24 protein-coding genes are annotated in these 20,774 nt (G+C 70.0%); 19 read left to right on the top strand and 5 right to left on the bottom strand.

Translation table 11 applies throughout. The annotated features are described in order from the left end of the window. The first annotated feature begins 171 nt into the window (after positions 1-171). Genes ACIBQX_RS29885 through ACIBQX_RS29870 form a run of 4 tightly spaced genes read left to right on the top strand, consistent with a single transcriptional unit; the run spans position 172 to position 3,756 of the window. On the top strand, positions 172-723 hold the full coding sequence (locus ACIBQX_RS29885; RefSeq protein WP_397010242.1) for a MarR family winged helix-turn-helix transcriptional regulator: 552 nt from the start codon (positions 172-174) through the stop codon (positions 721-723). Beyond that, complete coding sequence (locus ACIBQX_RS29880; protein WP_397010240.1) at positions 707-1,651, top strand: tetratricopeptide repeat protein; 945 nt, start codon at positions 707-709, stop codon at positions 1,649-1,651. Before ACIBQX_RS29885 ends, ACIBQX_RS29880 begins: the two co-directional genes overlap by 17 nt. Before the next feature lie 9 nt (positions 1,652-1,660). Next, on the top strand, positions 1,661-2,290 hold the full coding sequence (locus ACIBQX_RS29875; RefSeq protein ID WP_397010238.1) for an AAA family ATPase: 630 nt from the start codon (positions 1,661-1,663) through the stop codon (positions 2,288-2,290). Positions 2,291-2,346: 56 nt separating this feature from the next. After that, positions 2,347-3,756: an NAD-dependent malic enzyme gene (locus tag ACIBQX_RS29870; RefSeq protein WP_397010236.1), complete on the top strand. Its 1,410-nt coding sequence runs from the start codon at positions 2,347-2,349 to the stop codon at positions 3,754-3,756. Here the strand turns inward: ACIBQX_RS29870 and ACIBQX_RS29865 are convergent. Further along, positions 3,743-5,164 (bottom strand): MFS transporter, encoded by a 1,422-nt coding sequence (locus tag ACIBQX_RS29865; RefSeq protein ID WP_397010234.1) that lies wholly within the window; start codon positions 5,162-5,164, stop codon positions 3,743-3,745. The genes ACIBQX_RS29870 and ACIBQX_RS29865 overlap by 14 nt on opposite strands. A gap of 66 nt (positions 5,165-5,230) precedes the next feature. Between ACIBQX_RS29865 and ACIBQX_RS29860 the strand changes: the two genes are divergently transcribed. After that, entirely contained in the window at positions 5,231-5,854 is a 624-nt protein-coding gene (locus tag ACIBQX_RS29860; RefSeq protein WP_397010232.1) for a TetR/AcrR family transcriptional regulator, read from the top strand. Here the strand turns inward: ACIBQX_RS29860 and ACIBQX_RS29855 are convergent. Beyond that, the gene (locus tag ACIBQX_RS29855) at positions 5,835-6,386 is read right to left on the bottom strand and encodes a hypothetical protein (RefSeq protein WP_397010230.1); all 552 of its coding nucleotides are present in this window, start codon (positions 6,384-6,386) and stop codon (positions 5,835-5,837) included. The two genes, ACIBQX_RS29860 and ACIBQX_RS29855, sit on opposite strands and share 20 nt — an antisense overlap. A 121-nt stretch (positions 6,387-6,507) precedes the next feature. Here ACIBQX_RS29855 and ACIBQX_RS29850 point away from each other — a divergent pair, with 121 nt between their 5' ends. Continuing rightward, a complete protein-coding gene (locus tag ACIBQX_RS29850) occupies positions 6,508-7,086 on the top strand; it encodes a YqgE/AlgH family protein (protein ID WP_397010228.1) in 579 nt (192 codons plus the stop codon). Here the strand turns inward: ACIBQX_RS29850 and ACIBQX_RS29845 are convergent. Then, complete coding sequence (locus ACIBQX_RS29845; RefSeq protein WP_397010226.1) at positions 7,083-7,691, bottom strand: TetR family transcriptional regulator; 609 nt, start codon at positions 7,689-7,691, stop codon at positions 7,083-7,085. The genes ACIBQX_RS29850 and ACIBQX_RS29845 overlap by 4 nt on opposite strands. A 156-nt stretch (positions 7,692-7,847) precedes the next feature. Here ACIBQX_RS29845 and ACIBQX_RS29840 point away from each other — a divergent pair, with 156 nt between their 5' ends. The 8 genes from ACIBQX_RS29840 (at position 7,848) to ACIBQX_RS29805 (ending at position 16,067) form a co-directional block, all read left to right on the top strand. Then, entirely contained in the window at positions 7,848-9,446 is a 1,599-nt protein-coding gene (locus tag ACIBQX_RS29840) for a DHA2 family efflux MFS transporter permease subunit (protein WP_397010224.1), read from the top strand. A 102-nt stretch (positions 9,447-9,548) separates the two neighbouring features. Then, positions 9,549-9,812, top strand: coding sequence for a DUF3039 domain-containing protein (locus ACIBQX_RS29835; RefSeq protein ID WP_397010222.1), 264 nt, complete (start codon positions 9,549-9,551; stop codon positions 9,810-9,812). 77 nt (positions 9,813-9,889) lie between these two features. Continuing rightward, complete coding sequence (locus ACIBQX_RS29830; protein WP_397010220.1) at positions 9,890-10,873, top strand: M43 family zinc metalloprotease; 984 nt, start codon at positions 9,890-9,892, stop codon at positions 10,871-10,873. Next, positions 10,870-12,270 carry an MFS transporter gene (locus tag ACIBQX_RS29825; RefSeq protein WP_397010218.1) on the top strand — a complete coding sequence of 467 codons (1,401 nt, stop codon included), beginning with the start codon at positions 10,870-10,872 and terminating at the stop codon, positions 12,268-12,270. Before ACIBQX_RS29830 ends, ACIBQX_RS29825 begins: the two co-directional genes overlap by 4 nt. Before the next feature lie 88 nt (positions 12,271-12,358). Beyond that, positions 12,359-13,138 (top strand): hypothetical protein, encoded by a 780-nt coding sequence (locus ACIBQX_RS29820; RefSeq protein WP_397010216.1) that lies wholly within the window; start codon positions 12,359-12,361, stop codon positions 13,136-13,138. Between the two features lie 133 nt (positions 13,139-13,271). Continuing rightward, on the top strand, positions 13,272-15,020 hold the full coding sequence (locus tag ACIBQX_RS29815; protein ID WP_397010214.1) for a DEAD/DEAH box helicase: 1,749 nt from the start codon (positions 13,272-13,274) through the stop codon (positions 15,018-15,020). Positions 15,021-15,195: 175 nt separating this feature from the next. Then, the gene (locus ACIBQX_RS29810) at positions 15,196-15,567 is read left to right on the top strand and encodes an anti-sigma factor antagonist (RefSeq protein ID WP_397010212.1); all 372 of its coding nucleotides are present in this window, start codon (positions 15,196-15,198) and stop codon (positions 15,565-15,567) included. 164 nt (positions 15,568-15,731) lie between these two features. Continuing rightward, positions 15,732-16,067 carry a CopG family transcriptional regulator gene (locus ACIBQX_RS29805; protein WP_397010210.1) on the top strand — a complete coding sequence of 112 codons (336 nt, stop codon included), beginning with the start codon at positions 15,732-15,734 and terminating at the stop codon, positions 16,065-16,067. A gap of 76 nt (positions 16,068-16,143) precedes the next feature. Here the strand turns inward: ACIBQX_RS29805 and ACIBQX_RS29800 are convergent, their stop codons facing one another. Both ACIBQX_RS29800 and ACIBQX_RS29795 read right to left on the bottom strand, forming a co-directional pair. After that, complete coding sequence (locus tag ACIBQX_RS29800; protein ID WP_397010208.1) at positions 16,144-16,713, bottom strand: isochorismatase family protein; 570 nt, start codon at positions 16,711-16,713, stop codon at positions 16,144-16,146. 15 nt (positions 16,714-16,728) lie between these two features. Beyond that, on the bottom strand, positions 16,729-18,012 hold the full coding sequence (locus ACIBQX_RS29795) for a nicotinate phosphoribosyltransferase (protein WP_397010206.1): 1,284 nt from the start codon (positions 18,010-18,012) through the stop codon (positions 16,729-16,731). A 64-nt stretch (positions 18,013-18,076) separates the two neighbouring features. Between ACIBQX_RS29795 and clpS the strand changes: the two genes are divergently transcribed. The 5 genes from clpS (at position 18,077) to ACIBQX_RS29770 (ending at position 20,662) form a co-directional block, all read left to right on the top strand. Beyond that, positions 18,077-18,352, top strand: coding sequence for an ATP-dependent Clp protease adapter ClpS (gene clpS / locus ACIBQX_RS29790; protein ID WP_397010204.1), 276 nt, complete (start codon positions 18,077-18,079; stop codon positions 18,350-18,352). A gap of 10 nt (positions 18,353-18,362) precedes the next feature. Next, positions 18,363-18,887 carry a DUF2017 domain-containing protein gene (locus ACIBQX_RS29785; protein ID WP_397010202.1) on the top strand — a complete coding sequence of 175 codons (525 nt, stop codon included), beginning with the start codon at positions 18,363-18,365 and terminating at the stop codon, positions 18,885-18,887. Positions 18,888-18,897: 10 nt separating this feature from the next. Then, entirely contained in the window at positions 18,898-19,299 is a 402-nt protein-coding gene (locus ACIBQX_RS29780; RefSeq protein WP_397010200.1) for a Mov34/MPN/PAD-1 family protein, read from the top strand. 141 nt (positions 19,300-19,440) lie between these two features. After that, positions 19,441-19,713 carry a MoaD/ThiS family protein gene (locus tag ACIBQX_RS29775; RefSeq protein ID WP_397010198.1) on the top strand — a complete coding sequence of 91 codons (273 nt, stop codon included), beginning with the start codon at positions 19,441-19,443 and terminating at the stop codon, positions 19,711-19,713. Between the two features lies 1 nt (position 19,714). Continuing rightward, on the top strand, positions 19,715-20,662 hold the full coding sequence (locus ACIBQX_RS29770) for a PLP-dependent cysteine synthase family protein (RefSeq protein ID WP_397010196.1): 948 nt from the start codon (positions 19,715-19,717) through the stop codon (positions 20,660-20,662). Positions 20,663-20,774 lie beyond the last annotated feature (112 nt).

Here is a 20,774-nt window from a genome sequence, read left to right as displayed (position 1 = left end):
CGCCGAGTCCAGCCGTCCCCACGGCTGATGGACTTGGCTTCTCCGTCACCATTCGATGCGAGAACCATAACTGAGCGTGATGATTGACGCCCGGATTCTTGGCCAAGCGGAGAATCCGATGGCTCTCCGTAAGCGCACGAACCTGGACGAGCAGCGCGCTACGGTAGCGCTGTGTCGCAGCACAAGCCGCTCAATCTGCCGTTCGATCCCATCGACCGAGCCGCGGAGACCTGGCGCGTTCACTTCGGCCCCTCTTCTGCCATGGCCGCCGTCACGTCGATCATGAGAGCGCATCAGATCCTGCTGTCGCAACTTGACTCGCTCCTGAAGCCCTACGACTTGACCTTCGCCAGATACGAGGCGTTGGTGCTGTTGACCTTCAGTCGCACGGGGGCGCTGCCGCTTTGGAAAATCGGGGAGCGGCTGATGGTGCACCCGACCAGCGTCACGAACACCGTTGACAGGCTGGAGAGATCCGGCCTGGTCCGGCGCATGCCCAATCCCCGGGACGGGCGTGGCGTGCTCGCTGAGATCACCGAAGCCGGTCGTGACGTCGTACGGCGCGCGACCGCCGATCTGATGGCGGCGGACTTCGGCCTGTCCATGTACGACGAGGACGCGTTGCGGGGCATGTTCGACCAGTTGCGCACGCTGCGGGTGGCGGCGGGTGACTTCTCAGGTTCCGCCATGCGGCAAGATGAGGAGCATGGCGGACTTCTCTAGGCCCGGATCGCTCTACGGAGCCATTGATCTGGGCGCGCGCAAGCAGGCACTGGACGCGCAGGCCCGACGGGAGGCCACGGGTCCACAGGCGGCGTCGTCGGCCGCGGTCGTCGACGTGACCGAGGAGACGTTCTCGACCGACGTCATCGATCGCTCGATGACCCTGCCCGTCATCCTCGACCTCTACTCGCCCCGGGCTCCCGGCAGCGCCCAGCTCAGCCCCGTGCTGGAGAAGGTGGTCGGCGGGATGGGCGGCCGGGCGGTGCTCGCCAAGATCAACGTCGACGCCAGCCCGCAGATCGCGCAGGCGCTGCGGGTGCAGGCGGTGCCGACCGTGCTGGCCATCTTCCAGGGGCAGGCCGTCACCGGCTTCCAGCAGGTGCTGCCCGAGCAGGAGGTGAGCCGCTGGCTCGACGAGCTGATGGGCGCGGTCGAGCAGTTCTACCAGGCCAACCCCGACGCCAGACCCCCGGCCGCCGGTCAGGAGGAGGCGGCGGAGGGGCCGCAGGAGCCGCCGGCCGACCCCGACCTGGTGGCGGCCGAGCAGGCCATCGAGGAGGGCGACCTCGACGCGGCCGCGGCGGCCTACGAGCGGCTGCTGGCCCGCGCGCCGGGCAATGAGGACGCCAAGATGGGCCTGGCCGGCGTCAGCCTGATCAGGCGGACGGCCGACGCCGACCCCGCCGACGTCCAGCGGCGTCTGCAGGACCCCGCCGACCTCGACGCGCAGCTCCTGGCGGCCGACCTGGAGATGCTGTCCGGCTCGGTGGACGAGGCCTTCGACCGGATCATCGCGGTGGTCAAGCGCACCTCGGGCGACGATCGTGACAAGGCCAGGCGCCACCTGCTGGGGCTGTTCGAGGCTCTTCCCAACGAGGACCCATCTCTGTCCAGAGCGCGTAGAGCTTTGTCGAGCGCACTGTTCTAACCTGGATGTATGCGGGTCGTCACGATCTCCGCGACGTACGGCACGGCCGGCGGCCACATCGGCCCGGCCGTGGCGGAGAGCCTGGGTGTGCCCTTCGTCGACCGCGCCATCGCCAGTGCCGTCGCCCAGGAGCTGGGCTGCACCCTTGAGGAGGCGCTGGCCCATGACGACCGGGCCGAGCACGGCCTCGGCAGGCTGCTGTCCAGCGCGATGCGGCTGCCGACCGTCACCTTCGGCGGGGTCGACATGTACGTTCCCGGCGCGCTGCCGCACGCGCCGGAGGAGTTCGTCCGCCATACCGAGCGGATCCTGACGGAGACCGCCCGCTCCCAGGGGGGCGTCTTCCTGGGCAGGGGCGGGGCGGTCGTGCTCGCCGACCATCCCGGCGCCCTGCACGTCAGGCTGGACGCCCCGGTGGCGCGCCGGATCAGGCAGACGGCCACGCTCAGCGGGCTGACCGAGCGCGAGGCGCGCAAGGTCATCGAGGACAACGACCGGGCGCGCACCGCCTACGTCCGCCACTTCTACCGGCGGGATCCGGCCGACATCTCGCTCTATCACCTGGTGCTCGACAGTACGGCCATCCCCGTGACGACCTGCGTCGATCTGATCGCGTCCGCCGCTGAGGCGCTGGGATGACCAGAAGACCCCTACCATGGGAGGACTTCTTGGTCAGGCGCGAAGGAGCGATTGACGTGGCGACCGTCCCCAGTGTGTCGTACTCCATTACCGTGCGGCTTGAGGTGCCGGCAGGCGGCAAGGCCGTCAGCCAGCTCACTCACGCCGTAGAGTCGGCCGGCGGGGTGGTCACCGCTCTCGACGTCACCAACGCCGGCCACGAGAAGCTCCGCATCGACGTGACGTGCGCGGCCCGTGACACCGATCACGCCCAGGCCATCGTGGACCAGCTCGAGGCCGTCGAGGGCGTCGTCATCCACAAGGTCTCCGACCGCACGTTCCTCATGCACCTCGGCGGCAAGATCGAGATGAAGTCGAAGGTGCCGCTGCGCAACCGCGACGACCTCTCCATGGCCTACACGCCGGGCGTCGCGCGGGTGTCGATGGCGATCGCCCGCAACAAGGAGGACGCCCGCCGGCTGACCATCAAGCGCAACAGCGTGGCCGTGGTCACCGACGGCTCGGCCGTGCTCGGGCTGGGCAACATCGGCCCGGAGGCAGCGCTGCCGGTCATGGAGGGCAAGGCGGCGCTGTTCAAACGGTTCGCCGGCATCGACGCCTGGCCGATCTGCCTCGACACGCAGGACGTGGACGAGATCGTGCGCACGGTGCAGATCATCGCGCCCGGCTTCGGCGGCATCAACCTGGAGGACATCGGCGCGCCGCGCTGCTTCGAGGTGGAGCGGCGGCTGCGCGAGCTGCTCGACATCCCGGTCTTCCACGACGACCAGCACGGCACGGCCATCTGCGTGGTCGCGGCGATGACCAACGCGCTGCGCGTGGTCGACAAGAAGATCGAGGACGTCAAGATCACCATGGCGGGCGCGGGTGCGGCGGGCAACGCCGTGCTGCGGCTGCTGCTGGCGGCCGGCGCCCGCAACGTGGTGGTCTGCGACTACCTCGGCGCCGTCCACAGGGAGCGCGACGACCTCGACGAGTCGCTGCGGTGGATCGCCGAGCACACCAACGCCGAGGGCTACTCCGGCGACCTGCGCGGCGCGGTCAAGGGCGCCGACGTGTTCGTGGGCGTCTCGGCGCCCGGCATCCTGACCGGTGACGACATCGCCGCCATGGCCCCGGGCGCGGTCGTCTTCGCGCTGGCCAACCCGGAGCCCGAGGTCTCGCCCGACGACGCCCGCGAGTACGCCGCGGTGGTCGCCACCGGCCGCTCCGACTACCCCAACCAGATCAACAACGTGCTGGCGTTCCCCGGGGTGTTCCGAGGTCTGCTGGACGCCCAGGCCAACGTCGTCACCTCGGAGATGCTCCTGGCCGCGGCCGGCGCGCTCGCCGCCGTCGTCACGCCGGAGGAGCTGGGCCCCAACTACATCATTCCCAGCGTCTTCCACCCCGACGTGGCCTCCGCGGTCGCGGCGGCGGTGCGCGAGTCGGCCGGCGGCCGCGCCCGCGGCTTCACCGAGGCGTAGTCCCGGCGCCATCGCCCGGCCCGATCGGGCGGTGGTCGTCCCGGGGCCGAGCCCGGATGAGGACCCCTGTGAGGGTGAGGGCCGCGTTGACCAGGACGGCCACGATCACGCCCTGGAGCACGGTGCCCATGGCGGCGGTCACCACGGCGCTCATGATCGGGATGCCCAGGGTGATGCCCACCTGCTGGGTCATCGTGGCCAGGCCGGTGGCCAGGCCCTGCTCGGAGTCGGGCAGGCCGGAGGTGGCCGTGATCATGAAGGCGACGATCGCCACCATGTTGCCCACCCCGCCGACGAAGGTGGCCACCAGCAGCAGCCAGATCCAGCCGGATCCGGCGCCGAGCAGGGCCAGGGACGCGGTGGCGGCGGCCTGCACGGCGAAGGCGACGGTCATGGCCCTGCCGGTGCCGGTCCTGGCCAGCACGCGCGGGGCGATGACGCCGCCGAGCACGGTGCCGATCCCGAGCACGCCGAACGACAGGCCGGTGGCCAGCGCCGAGTAGCCGAGGACCTTCTGCAGGTAGAGCGTCAGGAGAAAGACCAGCGAGGTCTCGGTGGCGAACGCGACCAGGCCCGCGAGGTTGCCCCACTTGACGCTGGGCCTGGCCAGGATGGTCACCGGCACCAGCGGCGAGGCGGCCCGCCGCTCGACGAACCAGAACGCGACCAGCAGCACCGCTCCGGCGGCCAGCGCGCCGAGCGCGACCGGGTCGGCGAACCCGTGCTCCCCGGCCCGGGTGAGCCCGAAGACCAGGGCGAGCAGGCCGCCGGTCACCGTCACGGCGCCGGGCAGGTCCATCTTCGGCCGCTGCGCGGGCCGGCTCTCGGTCAGGACCAGGGGCGCCGCGGCGAGCACGGCCAGGGCCACGGGCACGTTGACGAAGAAGGCCCAGCGCCAGCTCAGCAGCTCGGTCAGCAGGCCGCCGAGGATCGCGCCGGAGGTGAAGCCGGCCGACATCAGCGCGCCGTTCAGCCCGAGCGCCCTGGCCCGCAGCGGTCCTTCCGGGAACGAGGTGGTCAGCAGCGACAGGCCGGCGGGCGTGACGATGGCCGTGGCCAGGCCCTGGGCGACGCGGGCGACGAGCAGCATGGTGGGTGAGGTGGCGAGGCCGCCGGCCAGCGAGGACAGGCCGAGCAGCGCCATCCCGGCGAGGAACAGCCGGCGCCGCCCGAACAGGTCGGCGATCCGCCCGAACAGCAGCGTGAACCCGGCGGCGGCCAGCGCGAACGTGGTGGCCACCCATTGCAGGTCGGCCAGCTCGAAGCCCAGGCCCGAGCCGATCACCGGCAGCGCGACGTTCAGGATGGAGAAGTCGACGGCGAGCATGAACTGCGAGCCGAGCAGCAGCAGGAGAATCAGTCGTTGGCGGGCGCTCATCCGAGCCGTTCGATCACTGAGTACGGTCACACCGTCCCCCTAATGGGCAATTCGTTCCGTTAAGATGGCGGTGACGTTAGCACGTAAGGAGAGTTAATGGAACAAGAGTCCCGTTTGGCTGGGACGGTCCGCCCCGGTGGTCGTACGGCGAAAGTGCGCGCGGCCGTGCTCCAGGCGACCCAGGACGAGCTGGTCGAGCGTGGGTTCGACGGGCTCAGCATGGACCAGGTGGCCGCTCGGGCAGGGGTGGGGAAGACCACCGTCTACCGCCGCTGGGGCACCACCGCCCGGCTGGTCACCGACCTCATGACCGAGCTGGCCGAGCAGTCCTCCCCACCGCCGGACACCGGCGGCATCGACGGCGACCTGCGGGCCAACGCGCTCAGCGTCCTGGGCGCCATCACCGACCCGCGCCTCGGCGCCACCTTCCAGGCGGTCATAGCGGCGGCGACCTGCGACGAGGAGGCGGCCACCGCCCTGCGGGCCTTCTACACCCGCCGGGTCGCCGAATGGGCCAGGGCCGTGGACGCGGCGGTGGACCGGGGGGAGCTGCCCGAGGGCACGGACGGGCCGGAGCTGATCCGGGCCGTCTCGGCGCCCCTGTACTACCGGCTGGTGGTCACCAGGGAGCCGGTGGACGAGGTCGTCGCCGAGCGGGCGGCCTCCCGGGCGCTGGCCGCAGCCAGGGCCGGCGCCTTCGTCAGTGGCGCGGCCGGCTGAGCCGGACCAGATGATCGTCGAGCGACGGGCGGCCTGAGCGCGGCCACAGGGAGCCGTACCACCACACGATGCCGCCGGTGAGGACCAGGCCGCCCGCGGTGGCGAGCTTGGCCATCAGGTCGACGGGAGGCCCGGTGAAGGGCAGGCGGTCGTGGTGGTGACCCCAGGGGCAGTCGTTGCGCACCCGGGTGGAGTCGATCAGGGTGTCGGCGTGGGGCGGATTGACGGAGTACGCCTCGATCTCGACGCTGCTGCCGGACCGGACCTTGACGTGCCTGGTGATGGTCTTGCGGGCGGGGATCGAGCCTGTCGCCACTGAGGAGGAGTCGGCGCGCAGGTCGAAACGGGCGAGCTGGCGGGTCTGGTTGCGCAGGGTGACGCGTACGGTGCTGGAGCGGCAGGAGACCTTGTAGGTCGTCATCGTGAACGGGTCGCCGGAGCCGGAGTCGGGCCAGGCCCAGGCGGCGGCCGGCAGAAGGAGGGTCATGCTCAGCGGCACGGCGGCCAGGGCGAGACGGGCTCCGATGCGCATGGCTCCTCCCGAGCGTGCCGATGTGACGATCTTTGATATCTACAGTGCCCATATGACTACAGAAAGTAACATCGGCCGTCTGGGGGAGCGGGAAGTCCGGTTGACCCTTCATGATGGAGGTATGGCGGAGGCGATCTACGTCGGCGGGTTGTTGGTGGCGACGCCGCTTCTCGACGATCCCAACTTCCGGCGTAGCGTCGTCCTGATCCTTGAGCACGATCTAGGCGGCGGCACGCTCGGCGTGGTACTCAATCGGCCGAGCGAGATCTCGGTGACCCAGGTCCTGCCGGTGTGGGATCCGCTGGTGACCGGGCCCCCGGTGCTCTTCGAGGGCGGGCCCGTACAGACCGACAGCGCGCTGGCGCTGGCCGCGGTGCCCAGCGGCGAGGAGCCGCTGGGCTGGCGCAGGCTGCACTCGGGCACGGCCGCCGTGTCCCGGCTGGGCACGGTCGATCTGGACGCGCCGCCGGAGATCCTGCAGGGGGAGATCGCGCAGATGCGCATCTTCGCCGGCTACGCGGGCTGGACGGCGGGGCAGTTGGAGAGCGAGATCGCCGAGGGGGCGTGGTACATCGTCGACTCGGAGGTGGGTGACACTTTTCACACCGATCCCGGGGCGCTGTGGCGCCACGTGCTGCGGCGGCAGCCGGGGGAGCTGGCGTTCGTGGCGACCTGCCCGGACGATCCCACGATGAACTAGGCGTCCCAGCCGGGCCGGAGCGAGCGCTCCACGAGCTGGAGGGTCTCCTCGATGCGGCGTACCATCTCCTGGAGTCCTTCCTGGTGGGCCGGGCATTCGAAGCCGACCCGCATGGCCGCCATGGCGAACGTCACGATCAGGTGGGAGAGCGGATCGGTGACGGGGTCCACGCCCCTGAGCGCGGCGATCGCCCCGACCAGGCGGCGCTCGGTCTCGATGGAGCGGCCGATCGCGTGGTCGGCCAGCTGGGGATTGGCCTCCATGAGCCGCCTCAGCTTGAGGAACCTTTCGGTGTCCGCCGGCGTTGCGCCCTTCATGTCCCGCAGCAGGGCGCGCACGGCGCGGGTCATGGACGCGAAGGGGGGCTCGCCCGGAGCGCCGGCGGCCAGCGCCTCCAGCATCGTCTCCTCACCCTGGTCGTGGTACCAGTGGACGAGGTGGTCCTTGCTGGTGAAGTAGCGGAAGAACGTCCTCGGCGAGACGTCGACGGCCCCCGCTATCTGATCCACCGTGGTCGAGTCGTACCCTTGTTCGAGGAACAGATCGAGCGCGGCGTCCAGCAGGGCGAGCCGCGTTTTCTCCTTCTTGAGCTCCCTTAGCCCCACGCGCGTCACTCCTTCGAAACCTTTCTGTCACATTGTGCCAGATGTCGGCGAGTGCCTAATGAAATCCATTTGTCATGTGGCATGAGCTGCCATAGATTACCCCGAGACTTATGGGCGTATGCCCCGGTATGGGGCGAGATGTACTAGGGGGACTTCATGGCTCAAGCGACGGTCGACGCACCGTCGTCGCCGGAGAAGGCGGGGACCGGCGGCAATCCATGGTTGGTGCTGCTGGCGGTCAGCCTTGGCGTGATCATGGTGATGCTCGACGGCACCGTGGTCGGCATCGCCAATCCGGTGATTCAGACCGACCTGGGCGCATCCTTGGCGGACCTGCAGTGGGTGACCAGCGGCTACCTGCTGGCGCTGGCGGTCTTCCTGATCACAGCGGGCAAACTGGGTGACCTCTTCGGCCACAAGCGGATCTTCCTCATCGGTGTCGGCGGCTTCGCGATCGTCTCGGTCGGCATCGGCTTCAGTCAGGAACTGGCCGAGATCGTCCCCGGCCTGTCGCCGGTCGGCGCGCTGATCGGCCTGCGCGTGCTCCAGGGCCTGTTCGGCGCCCTGCTGCAGCCCGCGGCGCTGGCCCTGCTGCGCGGGGCGTTCCCGGGTGAGAAGCTCAACCAGGCGATGGGGGCGTGGGGCGCCATCATCGGCCTGTCCAGCGCGGCCGGCCCGATCGTGGGTGGCGTGCTGGTGGAGAACGTGAGCTGGGAGTCGGTCTTCTTCATCAACGCGCCGGTGGGGATCATCGCCCTGCTCCTGGGCATCTTCCTCATCAAGGAGAGCTCGGTCAAGGCGCTGGCCAAGATCGACTGGGGCGGCGTGGTGCTGCTGTCCGGCGCGATGTTCGCGCTGGTCTGGACCATCATCAAGGCGCCCGAGTGGGGCTGGGGTGACTCCACGACGCTGACCTTCATGGCCGCGTTCGTGGTGCTGATCGCGGGCTTCATCTTCTGGCAGAACCGGGCGAAGCAGCCGCTGGTGCCGCTGTCGCTGTTCACCAACGCCTCCATCTCCATCGGCACCGTGCTGATGATGATGGTCGCCTTCGCGATGTTCGGCGCGATGTTCTTCCTGGGCTTCTTCTTCCAGGGCGTGCACGGCCTGACCCCGCTGGAGGCCGGTCTGCGCATGCTGCCGATGAGCGCCGGCATGATCGTGGCCTCGCCGCTGGCCGGTTTCGCGATCGGCAAGCTCGGGCCGAAGATCACCATGACCGCGGGCCTGGTGGTGACCGCGCTGGCGATGTTCCTGATGTCCCAGCTCAGCATGGACGCCACGTTCGTGGAGAGCGCGATCCCGTTCGTGGTGCTGGCCTTCGGCCTGTCGCCGGTGTTCGTGGGCGCCACGGAGATCATCGTCGGCAACGCCCCGCTGGAGCTCAGCGGCGTCGCCGGCGGCCTCCAGCAGTCCGCCATGCAGGTCGGCGGCGCGCTCGGCACCGCGATCCTGGGTGCCGTCATGGCCGCCCAGATCTCCACCTCGCTGCCCGAGCACCTCGGTGCGGTGGCCCAGACGATCCCGCCGGAGCAGCTGGCGGGGCTGGAGAAGGCGGCCGCGTTCGGCGGGCTGCCGCCGGGGCTGCCCGGGGAGTTCGCCCAGGTGGTCGGCCCGGCCGTGAACAACGCGTTCATGGACGGCATGCACCTGGCCTTCCTGGTGAGCACCGGTGTCGCGCTGCTGACGGCGGTCCTGGCCATGTTCGTCAAGAGCGGGCGCAAGGTCGAGGACGCTCCGCTGCACGTCGGTTGATCTTTCGGCTCTTTTCGGCTCGACAACGGCTCTCGCTTCCGGCGGGAGCCGTTGTGCTGTCTGTGAGCGGGACCGGTCGGCGGCAGGCATACACTCGGTGGGGTGAGCACGAAGATCCTCCCAGAGCAGGAGACCCGTCCGCAGACGTCGCACGGCGACGGCGACCACGAACGGTTCGCCCACTACGCGGACAAGCACAAGATCACCGAGTCGATGGTGTCGGGCACCCCGATCCGCGCTCTGTGCGGCAAGATCTGGGTTCCGAGCCGCGACCCCAAGAAGTATCCCGTGTGCCCGGAGTGCAAGGAGATCTATGAGGGCCTGCCGGTCGGTGGCGGCGGCAAGGGCGACGACAACAAGCAGTGAGTGTTGCTGACATGTGACCGCCCACGGTAGGGCTACGGTCTGTATCCAGACCAGCTCGGACCGTAACAGGGGGTTGCATGACCCGGCGCGCGACCGCCGTCTTCTTCGCATGCGTGCTCGCGGCCGGGATCGGCGTGCCGATCCGGCCGGTCGCCGCGGCCACCGGCTGCGCCGGTGCGCAGCTCGCCGGCACAGCCGGTGGCCGACCGCGCTCTCCCGAGTCGCGGTCGCCCGTGCCGCGTTCTCCCGTGCCGCGTTCTCCTGAGCCGCGTTCTCCTGAGCCGCGTTCTCCTGAGCCGCGGTCGCCCGCGCCCGGTGACGTCGCCACGGTCGGCGCCGAGCTCGCCCGGCGGCTGCGCGGGGTCACGCCGCCTGCCCGGCTCAGGGTGCCGACCTGGGTGCACGTCATCACCGACGGCACCTCCAGGGCGCCGGACAGCGCCGTCAAGGCTCAGCTCGCCACGCTCAACGCCGCCTACGGCGGCAGGCTCGGCGGCGTCGACACCGGCGTGCGGTTCCGGCTCGCCGGCATCACCGTCACGCGCGACGCCCGCTGGTTCACCGATCCCATCACCCACGAGCGCGCCATGAAGAGCGCGCTGCGCAGGGGCGGCCCGGAGACGCTCAACCTCTACCTCGCCCAGCCCGGCGAGCTGGTGCTGGGCTTCGCCGCCTACCCCTACTGGTACGACGACGAGCCGGCGCTCGACGGCGTGGTCGTCGACTGGCGCGGCCTGCCCGGCGGCTCGCAGCCCGGCTACGACCGCGGCTTCACCGGCGTGCACGAGATCGGCCACTGGCTCGGACTGTTCCACACCTTCGAGAACGGCTGCCGGGAGCCCGGCGACGGCATCTCCGACACCCCACCCCAGGTCAGGCCGACCAACGGCTGCCCCGCCGCCCAGGACAGCTGCCCGCAGCCCGGCCAGGACGCGGTGCACAACTTCATGGACTACGCACAGGACCGGTGCATGCGCGAGTTCACGCCAGGTCAGGCCGAGCGGATGCGCCAGATGTGGGCGGCCTACCGGATGGGGGGCACGACTAAGATATCCAGGTGACAGTACCAAAGGCCCTAGACGCTCCCCACGAATCCCCTCGCATCTTCGGTCATCCCTACCGCACCGCCACCATCGGCATCCTGCTCGTGGTCACCCTGGTCGCCTTCGAGGGCATGTCGGTCGGCGTGGTCATGCCGACCGTCTCCATCGATCTCAACGCCCTCAACCTGTACGGCGTGAGCTTCTCCGCCTTCCTCATCGCCAGCCTGTTCGCCAACGTGGTGGCGGGACTGTGGGCGGACCGCCGGGGCTACGCGCTGCCGTTCCTGGCGGGGCTGGTGCTGTTCGTGATCGGCATGGGCCTGGCAGGCGCGGCGCACAACCCCGAGCTGTTCCTGGTCGCGCGGGCCGTGCAGGGGCTGGGCGCCGGGCCCACCATCGTCGCGCTCTATGTCATGATCGCCCGGGTCTACCCCGTCGACGTGCGGCCCCGGATCTTCGCCGCGCTGTCGGCCGCCTGGGTGGTGCCCGCCATGGTCGGCCCCGCCGTCGCCGGATTCGTCTCCGACAACTGGGGCTGGCGCTGGGTCTTCTTCGGCATCGTCCCGCTCGTGGTGCCCGCCCTGATCATGCTCGTCCCCTCGCTGAAGCGGCGCGCCACCGACGAGGAGGCGACGCCTTCGCAGGGTCGTCGCTCCCGCCCCCTGGCCATGACCGTGGCCGCCAGCGCGACCGCCGCCGGAGCCGGCGTGCTGCTGTACGGGGTGGACATCCTGCAGGCCCAGCCGCTGCCCGGCCTGCTCGGCTGCGCGGTGGGCCTGGCCACGCTCCTGTACGGCCTGGTCAGGCTGCTGCCCATCGGCGCGCTCCGGTTCGGGCGTGGGCTGCCGACCGCGGTGATGATGCGCGGCCTGTTCTCCGCCTCCTTCTTCGGCGTCAACGCCTTCATCCCGCTCGCCCTGCAGCAGGTCAAGTCCTTCGACACCACGTTCGCGGGCATCGCGCTGACCACCGGAGCGCTCGGCTGGTCGGCCGGCTCCTACCTGCAGAGCAGGCGCGCGGCGCAGCCGCACGCGCGGATCAGGACGGGCGCGGCCTGCGTCACGGTGGGCATCGTGCTGTCGGTCCTCGCGGTCGCGCCGGGCGTCACCGGCTGGGTCGCCGTGCCCGCCTGGATCATCGCCGGGTTCGGCATGGGGCTCGGCATGACCACGGTGAACATCACCACCCTGCACCTGTCCCCGGTCAACGAGCAGGGCGCCAACAGCGCCTCCCTGTCGGTCACCGACATGCTCGGCTCCGCGCTGACCCTCGGCATCAGCGGGGCACTGGTCAACGTGATCGGGCACAGCGCCATCCAGATCGCCTGGGGATTCGTGGTGATCTGTGCGCTGATGGCGGTCATCGCCCTGGCGGCCACCCTCCTGTCCTCCCGGGTGGCCCCCGCCGCCTCATAGCCGCCAATCCTCCTCTCCCGTCACAGCGATCGCCGAACGCCTGATCCGCGCGGCGCGCGGTGATAGGACAGCGGGACGAGGAGGTGCCATGGACGGGGATCAACGCGCCTGGCCGCCCAGGAGGCGCCGCGCCGAGGAACCGGAGGAGCTCTACTGGGACACCGAGGAAGAGGAGCCGCCGTGGAATCCGCGCGCCGCCCGGGCAGCCCGCCGCGGGCTGGAGCCCGAGGACCGTCCCGGGCCCTCGTGGGAGTCACTGCCGCCGTCGGCCCGCCTGTACGGCGCGCCGGCCGATCCGGGCTTCCGTCCGGTACGGCGCGGCGTGTGGCGACGGCGGGCCGGCACGGTGTTCGTCAGGGTGCTCGCCCTGGCGCTGGCCGCGGCGCTGGTGACCGGGCTGGTCGTGGCGGCGGTGCGGCTGGCCACGCCGGAACCGCAGCCGGGGGAGCTGTCCGACTCCCTGGCCGGGGTGCGGCTGACGCTGCCGCCCGGCTGGCAGGAGGGCAAAGTTCCCCCTGTGACGGGATTCACCTCCGTCGCCAGGGACGGCGGCGGCTCGCTCGTGATGGCCAGGCCAATGTACGGATCGGTGCCCGACCTCGCCAAGGCGGCCAAGGAGGCGGCCACGCGCTACTCACGGCTCCTGCTCAAGGGGGACCAGGTCAGCGTGGTCGAGGACGAACCGGTCGCCCAGGGCCACACCAGGGCGTTGCGGGCGTCGTACGACGACATCGTGAACAGACCCGCCTATCTGCGCGTGACCATTCTCACCCGGAACGGCAGGACGGCGCTGCTCGTCGGCCTGCTCCAGCCGGAGCAGGCCGCGAGCAGGCAGGCGCTCGACGCGGTGCTGTCGAGCGTGCGATAAGCCGCGTCCCGCCCATAGCACGCAGGGACCAGGTTGGCCAGAATCCCCGATGCACGGCACGTCTTGTCGGTCAGCCCGATTACTCTTGGGTCACTGTGAGAGAGCGAAGCACACCAACCCCAGAGGTGATGCGGTGAGCACCTTCGCCGCATCCCACCTGTCGCCTTCCTATCCCGACCGAGCCGCGTGGGGCACCGCCCAGAAGTTGCGCGCGTGGCAGCAGGAGGCGCTGGAGCTCTATTTCAGGCGTGAGCCGCGTGACTTCCTCACCGTGGCGACGCCGGGCGCGGGCAAGACCACCTACGCCCTGCGCATCGCCAGCGAGCTGCTCGCCAAGGGGGTGATCAAGGCGATCACCGTCGTCACGCCCACCGAGCACCTCAAGCGCCAGTGGGCCGACGCCGCGGCCAGGGTCGGCATCAGCATCGACCCCGAGTTCAAGAACAGCCAGGGCACCACCAGCCGCGACTACCTCGGCGTCGCGGTGACCTACGCCCAGGTCGCCATGCACCCCGCCCTGCACAGGGCGCGCACCGAGGCACGCAAGACACTGGTGATCTTCGACGAGATCCACCACGCGGGCGACGCCCGGTCCTGGGGCGACGGCGTGAGCGAGGCGTTCGAGCCCGCGGCCCGCCGGCTGCAGCTCACCGGCACCCCGTTCCGGTCCGACGACAACCCGATCCCCTTCGTCAGCTACGAAGAGGACGCCGAAGGCTTCAAGCGCAGCATCTCTGACTACTCCTACGGCTACGGCCCCGCCCTCGACGACGGCGTGGTCAGGCCGGTCATCTTCCTGGCCTACTCCGGCGAGATGAAGTGGCGCACCCGCGCCGGCGACGAGCTCGCCGCCACCCTCGGCACCCCGCTCACCAAGGACCAGCTCTCCCAGGCCTGGCGCGCCGCGCTCGACCCCAAGGGCGACTGGATCCGCCAGGTCATGACGGCCGCCGACCGCCGCCTGACAGAGGTACGGCGCGGCGTCCCCGACGCGGGCGGCCTGGTCATCGCCACCGACCACGAGACCGCCCGCGCCTACGCCCGCCACCTGCGCGCCATCAGCGGCGAGGGCGCCACGGTGGTGCTCTCCGACGACCCCGGCGCGTCCAAGAAGATCAAGGGGTTCGCCGCGTCGGGAGACCGCTGGCTGGTGGCGGTCCGCATGGTCTCCGAAGGCGTCGACATCCCGCGCCTGTGCGTGGGCGTCTACGCCACCTCGACCTCGACCCCGCTGTTCTTCGCCCAGGCGGTGGGCCGTTTCGTGCGGGCCCGCAAGCGCGGCGAGATGGCCTCGATCTTCCTGCCGTCGGTGCCCACGCTGATGGGCCTGGCCAACGAGATGGAGGTCGAGCGCGACCACGTCCTCAACCGCAAGCCGCCCGAGGACGGCCTGGACGACAGCCTCCTGGAAGACGCCAACCGCAAGAAGGACAACCCCGACGTCCTGGGCGACGAGCTGCCGTTCGAGACCATGCAGACGTCGGCCACGTTCGACCGGGTGCTGTTCGACGGCGGCGAGTTCGGCACCGGCGCCGAGATCGGCTCCGCCGAGGAGGAGGACTTCCTCGGCCTGCCCGGCCTGCTGGAGCCGGACCAGGTGGCCACGCTGCTGCGCAAGCGCCAGTCCGACCAGCAGGCGGCCAAGCGCAAGGAGCCGGTCGAGGCGCCCGCCAAGCTGGCCCCGCACGAGCAGATCGCCGAGCTGAGGCGCGAGCTCAACGGCCTGGTCGGCGCCTGGAACCACCGCACCGGCCAGCCGCACGGCGTCATCCACTCGGAGCTGCGCCGCGCCTGCGGCGGCCCGCCGATCGCCCAGGCGACGGCCGAGCAGATCCAGGAGCGCATCGCCGCCATCCGCCGCTGGGCCACCCAGCGCCGCTGACGCGCCGCCGGACCCGCAGCCTCGCTGCGGGTCCTTTCGGGTCGGCCGCATAGGAGATCGTGACGCTCCGTAAACCTATGCGTTTGGCGACAGAGTCGTGGCCTTCCGTTAGAAACCGGCTGGAAACGGCAACACTTCTCTAGGCCGCCTTGGGATATGCAGAAGGACGTTACCCATGTCGTCTGGGGCCACCGGAAAGTCGACGCTCAACGTCTCTTCTGGTCTCTCCCGAAACGCCGTCATCGTCCGCCTGGACGGGGAGATAGACGCCTACGCGGTGTCGCCGCTGCGGGAGCACCTCGACCGCGTCTGGGAGCTCCCCGCCCGGCCCTTCCTGATCCTGGACCTGCACGGGGTCGGCTTCTGCGACTCCATCGGGCTGAACGAACTGGTGGACATCATGCACCGGTGCGAGGCGCGGGGGACGCGGTTGCTGCTCGGGGGTGTGCAGGAGGTCATGGCGCGGGTGCTCTACATCACCGGCCTGCGCAACGCCTTCGAGGTCTTCGACACCTTCGACGAGGCGCTCCGGCACGCGCACTCCTGACCTGAGCCGAAGAATTCTCACGCCCAGGTGCGGAAGTGTTACTCACTGTGGGGCCAGGTCCTTCCCCGGGCGTGACTCCACATGGCCACACTGTTGCCAGGCTCATACTCTCCGTGACGGGCCGCGACGCATGGGGGTCGCGTTAACGTAGAAAGGTGCCTGAGGTGAGTCTGTACCTACCGGAAGACATCCAGCATCGGGTCGCTGAGGCGGCGCGGGCGCACGGGGTGTCCGAGGCCGACTACATGCGTGAGGCGATCACGCGAGCGCTCAGCGAGGAGTTCGTGGGAGAGCGTCCTCGCCCACGACTGCCGCTGTTCGACAGCGGCGACCCCTCCTTGGCACGGGACATCGACGAGGAGATCGTCGTCGAGCGGCGACAGCCGATGCTCCCCGTCTTCGAACTGAGCGAGGAGTCGTTGACGGCTGAGCGCATCGACGGGACTCTCGCGGAGGGCTTCGGAAGGGACGGGCTCGGCACAGGACGACGCGGGTGCTGACGTTGGATCAGCGGCACTTCCGGGTGATGAAGCCGCTCTGGGGTGACGCCTTCACGCTGTTGCCGGCTGATGCCGCCTAGCGGACGATGGGGGCGCCCTGGAGGGTGGCGCCCGCCTCGTCGAGCTCGGCGAGGGCCGCCTGGGTGGTCTGCCTGGCGACCCCCGCCGTGAGGTCGAGGAGCACCCGGACGGCCAGGGCGTGCTTGACGGCGTCCAGGGCGGTGGCCCGGACGCAGTGATCCGTGGCGATGCCCACCACGTCCACCTCGTGGACGCCGTGCCGCTCCAGCCATTCGCCGAGCGGGACGCCGTCGCCCGAGGTGCCCTCGAAGCCGCTGTAGGCCGCCTCGTGGGCGCCCTTGCTGAAGACCTCTTCCACCCCGGCCACGTCGAAGGCCGGGTGGAAGTCGGCGCCGGGGGTGCCCGCCACGCAGTGGGGCGGCCAGGACCGGTAGAAGTCGGGGGTGTCGGAGAAGTGGGGGCCGGGGTCGACGTGATAGTCGCGGGTGGCCACGACATGGTCGTAGCCGTGCTCGGCCACGTGGCGGGTGATCGCCGCCGCCACCTCCGAGCCGCCTGCCACGGGCAGGCTGCCGCCCTCACAGAAGTCGTTCTGCACGTCCACGATGATGAGCGCACTACCCATACGGATCACGATACGTCAGGCGAACTCCGTGGGGATCGCCGCATACCCTCTGGCGAGGTGGCGTGCGTCCTTCGGGAGCTGGGTGATGGCCTCGGCGTGTCTGGCGCGGGCGTCGGACAGGGGCTCGCGGCCGATGACCTCGCCGTCGCGGACGAGCTGGTGCAGCAGCCGGACGCCGCCCTTGGGGGTCAGGCCGGAGGTGCTGACCAGCTCCGTCTGGAAGTGCCCGCTCTCGTCCAGCAGGCGCCAGGCCCTCTTGCGGCCGCCGCGCGAGGGTTTGCCGACCGAGCGTTTGGCCACGGGCTCCAGCTTGCCGCTGGGCGTCTCGCGGGCCACGAGCTTGTAGACGAGCGCGGCCGTGGGGACTCCGGACCCGGTCACCAGTGCCGTGCCGACGCCGTAGCCGTCGACGGGGGCGGCGGCGAGCGCGGCGATGGCGTACTCGTCCAGGTCGGAGGTGACCAGGATGCGGGTGTTGAAGGCGCCGAGCGCGTCGAGTTGCTCGCGGACCTCCTGGGCCGCGACGCCCAGGTCGCCGGAGTCGATGCGGACCGCGCCGAGCTCCGAGCCGGCCAGGTCCACGGCGGTGCGGACCGCCTGGGGCACGTCGTAGGTGTCGACCAGCAGCGTGGTGCCGGCTCCGAGGGCGTCGATCTGGGCTTGGAACGCCTGCCGCTCGGTGTCGTGCAGGAGGGTGAACGCGTGCGCGGCCGTACCGGCGGTGGGGATTCCGTACATCCGGCCGGCCATGAGGTTGGAGGTGGAGGCGAAGCCGGCGATGTAGGCGGCGCGGGCGGCGGCCACCGCGGCGTGCTCGTGCGTGCGGCGCGAGCCCATCTCGATGATCGGCCGCTGGCCGGCCGCGTTGACCATCCTGGAGGCTGCGGAGGCTATCGCGCAGTCATGATTGAGAATGGAAAGAGTCACGGTCTCGAGGAGTACGGCCTCCGCGAACGTGCCCTCCACGACCATGATGGGGGAGGCGGGGAAGTAGAGGTCGCCCTCCCGGTAGCCGTAGATGTTCCCGGAGAACCTGTAGTCGGCGAGGAAGGCCAGGGTGGGCTCGTCGACCACGTGGTTGTCGCGCAGAAAGGCGATGTCCTCGTCACTGAACCGGAAGTTCTCCAGCTCGTCCAGGACGCGTCCGGTCCCGGCGACGACGCCGTAGCGGCGTCCGGCGGGCAGATGCCTGGCGAAGACCTCGAAAACCGCCCTTCTGTCCGCCGCGCCACTGCGCAGGGCCGCCTCAAGCATTGTCAGCTCATAGTGATCTGTGAGCAACGCAGAGCTCATCGTCATTGTCACGACTCGAAGACTACGGCCGAGGTAGGGCAGGATGGGGGATGTGGGTAGCACCGCTCCAATGACCGTCGAGCGTCCTTCAACGGACGTCCGGCCCGATCTGCCGTGGGTGACGATCGTCTGGAACGACCCGGTCAACCTCATGTCCTACGTCACGTACGTCTTCCAGACGGTCTTCGGTTACACCAGGGAGAAGGCCGAGAAGCTGATGATGGACGTTCATCACAAGGGCAAGGCCGTCGTCTCCAGCGGCACGCGCGAGGAGATGGAGCGCGACGTGCAGATCCTGCACTCCTACGGCCTGTGGGCGACGGTTCAGCCGGATTCGGTCAAGTGAGGCGGCGGTCGTGAGTTCGGGTTTCTCAGCGGGCCGGCGGGGTGCCGTCGTCGCGAAGTTCGAGGCGGCCGAGGTCTCGATCCTGCGCTCGCTCGTCGCCATGGTCCTGGGCCTGGTGGAGCCGGGCCTGACGAGCGACGATCCGCTGGAGAAGGCGCTCGGCATCGGCGGCGGGCAGGCGCCGTCGGATCCGGTGCTGGTCCGCCTGTTCCCGTCGGCCTACGAGGACGCGCAGGAGGCCTCGGAGTTCCGCCGCTACACCGAGGCGACGCTGCGTGACGGCAAGCGGGCCGACGCGCAGACCGTGCTCGACACCGCCCAGCCCGGCCGCGTCGACCTGACGCCCGAGCAGGCGCAGGCGTGGCTGCGCTCGCTCAACGACGTGCGGCTGACCCTCGGCGTCAAGCTGGACGTGACCGAGGAGATCCACGAGGAGATCGAGAACATGGGGGAGGAAGATCCCCGTTATGCGGCTCTCGTCACCTATGACTGGCTGACCTACCTCCAGGACAGCCTGGTCCGAGCCCTCTGGTAACTTCCGCAGCATGCTGACGATCTCACAGGAACTCGCCGACAAGATCGTTTCCCATGCCCGGGCCGACCACCCCGATGAGGCGTGTGGCGTCATCGCGGGGCGCGAGGGCGTGCCGGAGCGGTTCATTCCCATGGAGAACGCCGAGCGTTCACCCACCTTCTACCGCTTCGACTCGATGGAGCAGTTTCGTGTCTGGCGGGAGATGGACGATCGGGACGAGGAGCCGGTGGTGATCTACCATTCGCACACCGCCACCGAGGCCTACCCGTCGCGCACCGACGTCTCCTACGCGTCGGAGCCGAACGCCCACTATGTCCTGGTCTCCACGCGGGAGGAGGACAAGGTGGAGTTCCGCTCCTACCGGATCGTGGACGGTGAGATTTCTGAGGAAGAGGTAAGGTTCATCCCATGATGGTCAGGCATGTGCAGAGTTTTCTCTTCGCACACACTCCGGCTGTCGTCGTCTACGACTGTCGCTGAGCTGGAATTCCGCAGCCAGCCCTCGGCGTTGCATGCCGATGGGACGACGAACTGACCAAGGAGACTGACAGCGATGGCCATCGAGGTTCGCATTCCGACCATCCTGCGTAGCTACACCGACGGCGCCAAGGCCGTCGACGCCGAGGGCGCCACCCTCGACGAGCTGATCGCCAACCTGGAGTCCCGCCACCCCGGCATCAAGGACCGCCTGGTCGACCAGGGCGCTCTGCGCCGGTTCGTGAACGTCTACCTCAACGACGAGGACGTACGGTTCCTCGGCGGCCTCGGCACCCCGGTGTCCGACGGCGACACGGTGACGGTCCTCCCCGCTGTCGCCGGCGGATGACATGCGGTTCGAATCACTGACCGACTCCGTCGGGGGCACGCCCCTGGTGGGCCTGCCGCGCCTGTCGCCCTCGGCGGACGTGCGGATCTGGGCCAAGCTGGAGGACCGCAACCCGACGGGCTCCATCAAGGACCGGCCGGCGCTCTGGATGGTGCAGGAGGCCGAGAAGGACGGGCTGCTCACCCCGGGCTGCACGATCCTGGAGCCCACCAGCGGCAACACCGGCATCTCGCTGGCCATGGCCGCCAAGCTCAAGGGCTACAAGCTGATCTGCGTCATGCCGGAGAACACCTCCGAGGAGCGCCGCCAGCTCCTGCGCATGTACGGCGCGGAGATCATCTCCTCGCCCGCGGCGGGCGGCTCCAACGAGGCGGTCCGGGTGGCCAAGGGCCTGGCCGCTGAGCACCCCGACTGGGTGATGCTCTACCAGTACGGCAACCCGGCCAACTGGCGTTCCCACTATGAGACGACGGGTCCGGAGATCCTGGCGGACCTGCCCACCGTGACCCACTTCGTGGCAGGGCTGGGCACCACCGGGACCCTCATGGGCGTCGGCCGTTTCCTGCGCGAGCGGGTGCCGGACGTGCGGATCGTGGCCGCCGAGCCGCGCTACGGCGAGCTGGTCTACGGCCTGCGCAACGTCGACGAGGGCTTCATCCCCGAGCTGTACGACGAGTCGGTGCTCACTACGCGCTTCTCGGTGGGCTCGGCCGACGCCCTGCGCCGGACCAGGGAGCTGCTGAGCTCGGAGGGCATCTTCGCGGGTGTCTCCACCGGCGCCGCCCTGCACGCCGCCCTGGGCGTGGCCCGCAAGGCCGTGCAGGCGGGAGAGCGGGCCGACATCGCGTTCGTGGTGGCCGACGGCGGCTGGAAGTATCTGTCCACCGGCGCCTACGAGGGCACCCTGGACGAGGCGGAGCAGCGCCTGGAGGGGCAGCTCTGGGCCTGACCCGGAATGCCTGACCTGACATGCGAGAAGGGGGGGGGGGGGGGGGGGGGCCGCCCCCCGCGGGGGGGGGGGTGGGACACCCTCCTCCTAGGTGAAAAACCCTGGGACGAGG

The organism is Nonomuraea sp. NPDC049714 (assembly GCF_044465295.1).
GTDB lineage: Bacteria > Actinomycetota > Actinomycetes > Streptosporangiales > Streptosporangiaceae > Nonomuraea.
Note: the sequence above shows the minus strand (reverse complement) of the source record. Positions and strands in the feature narration are given on the sequence as shown.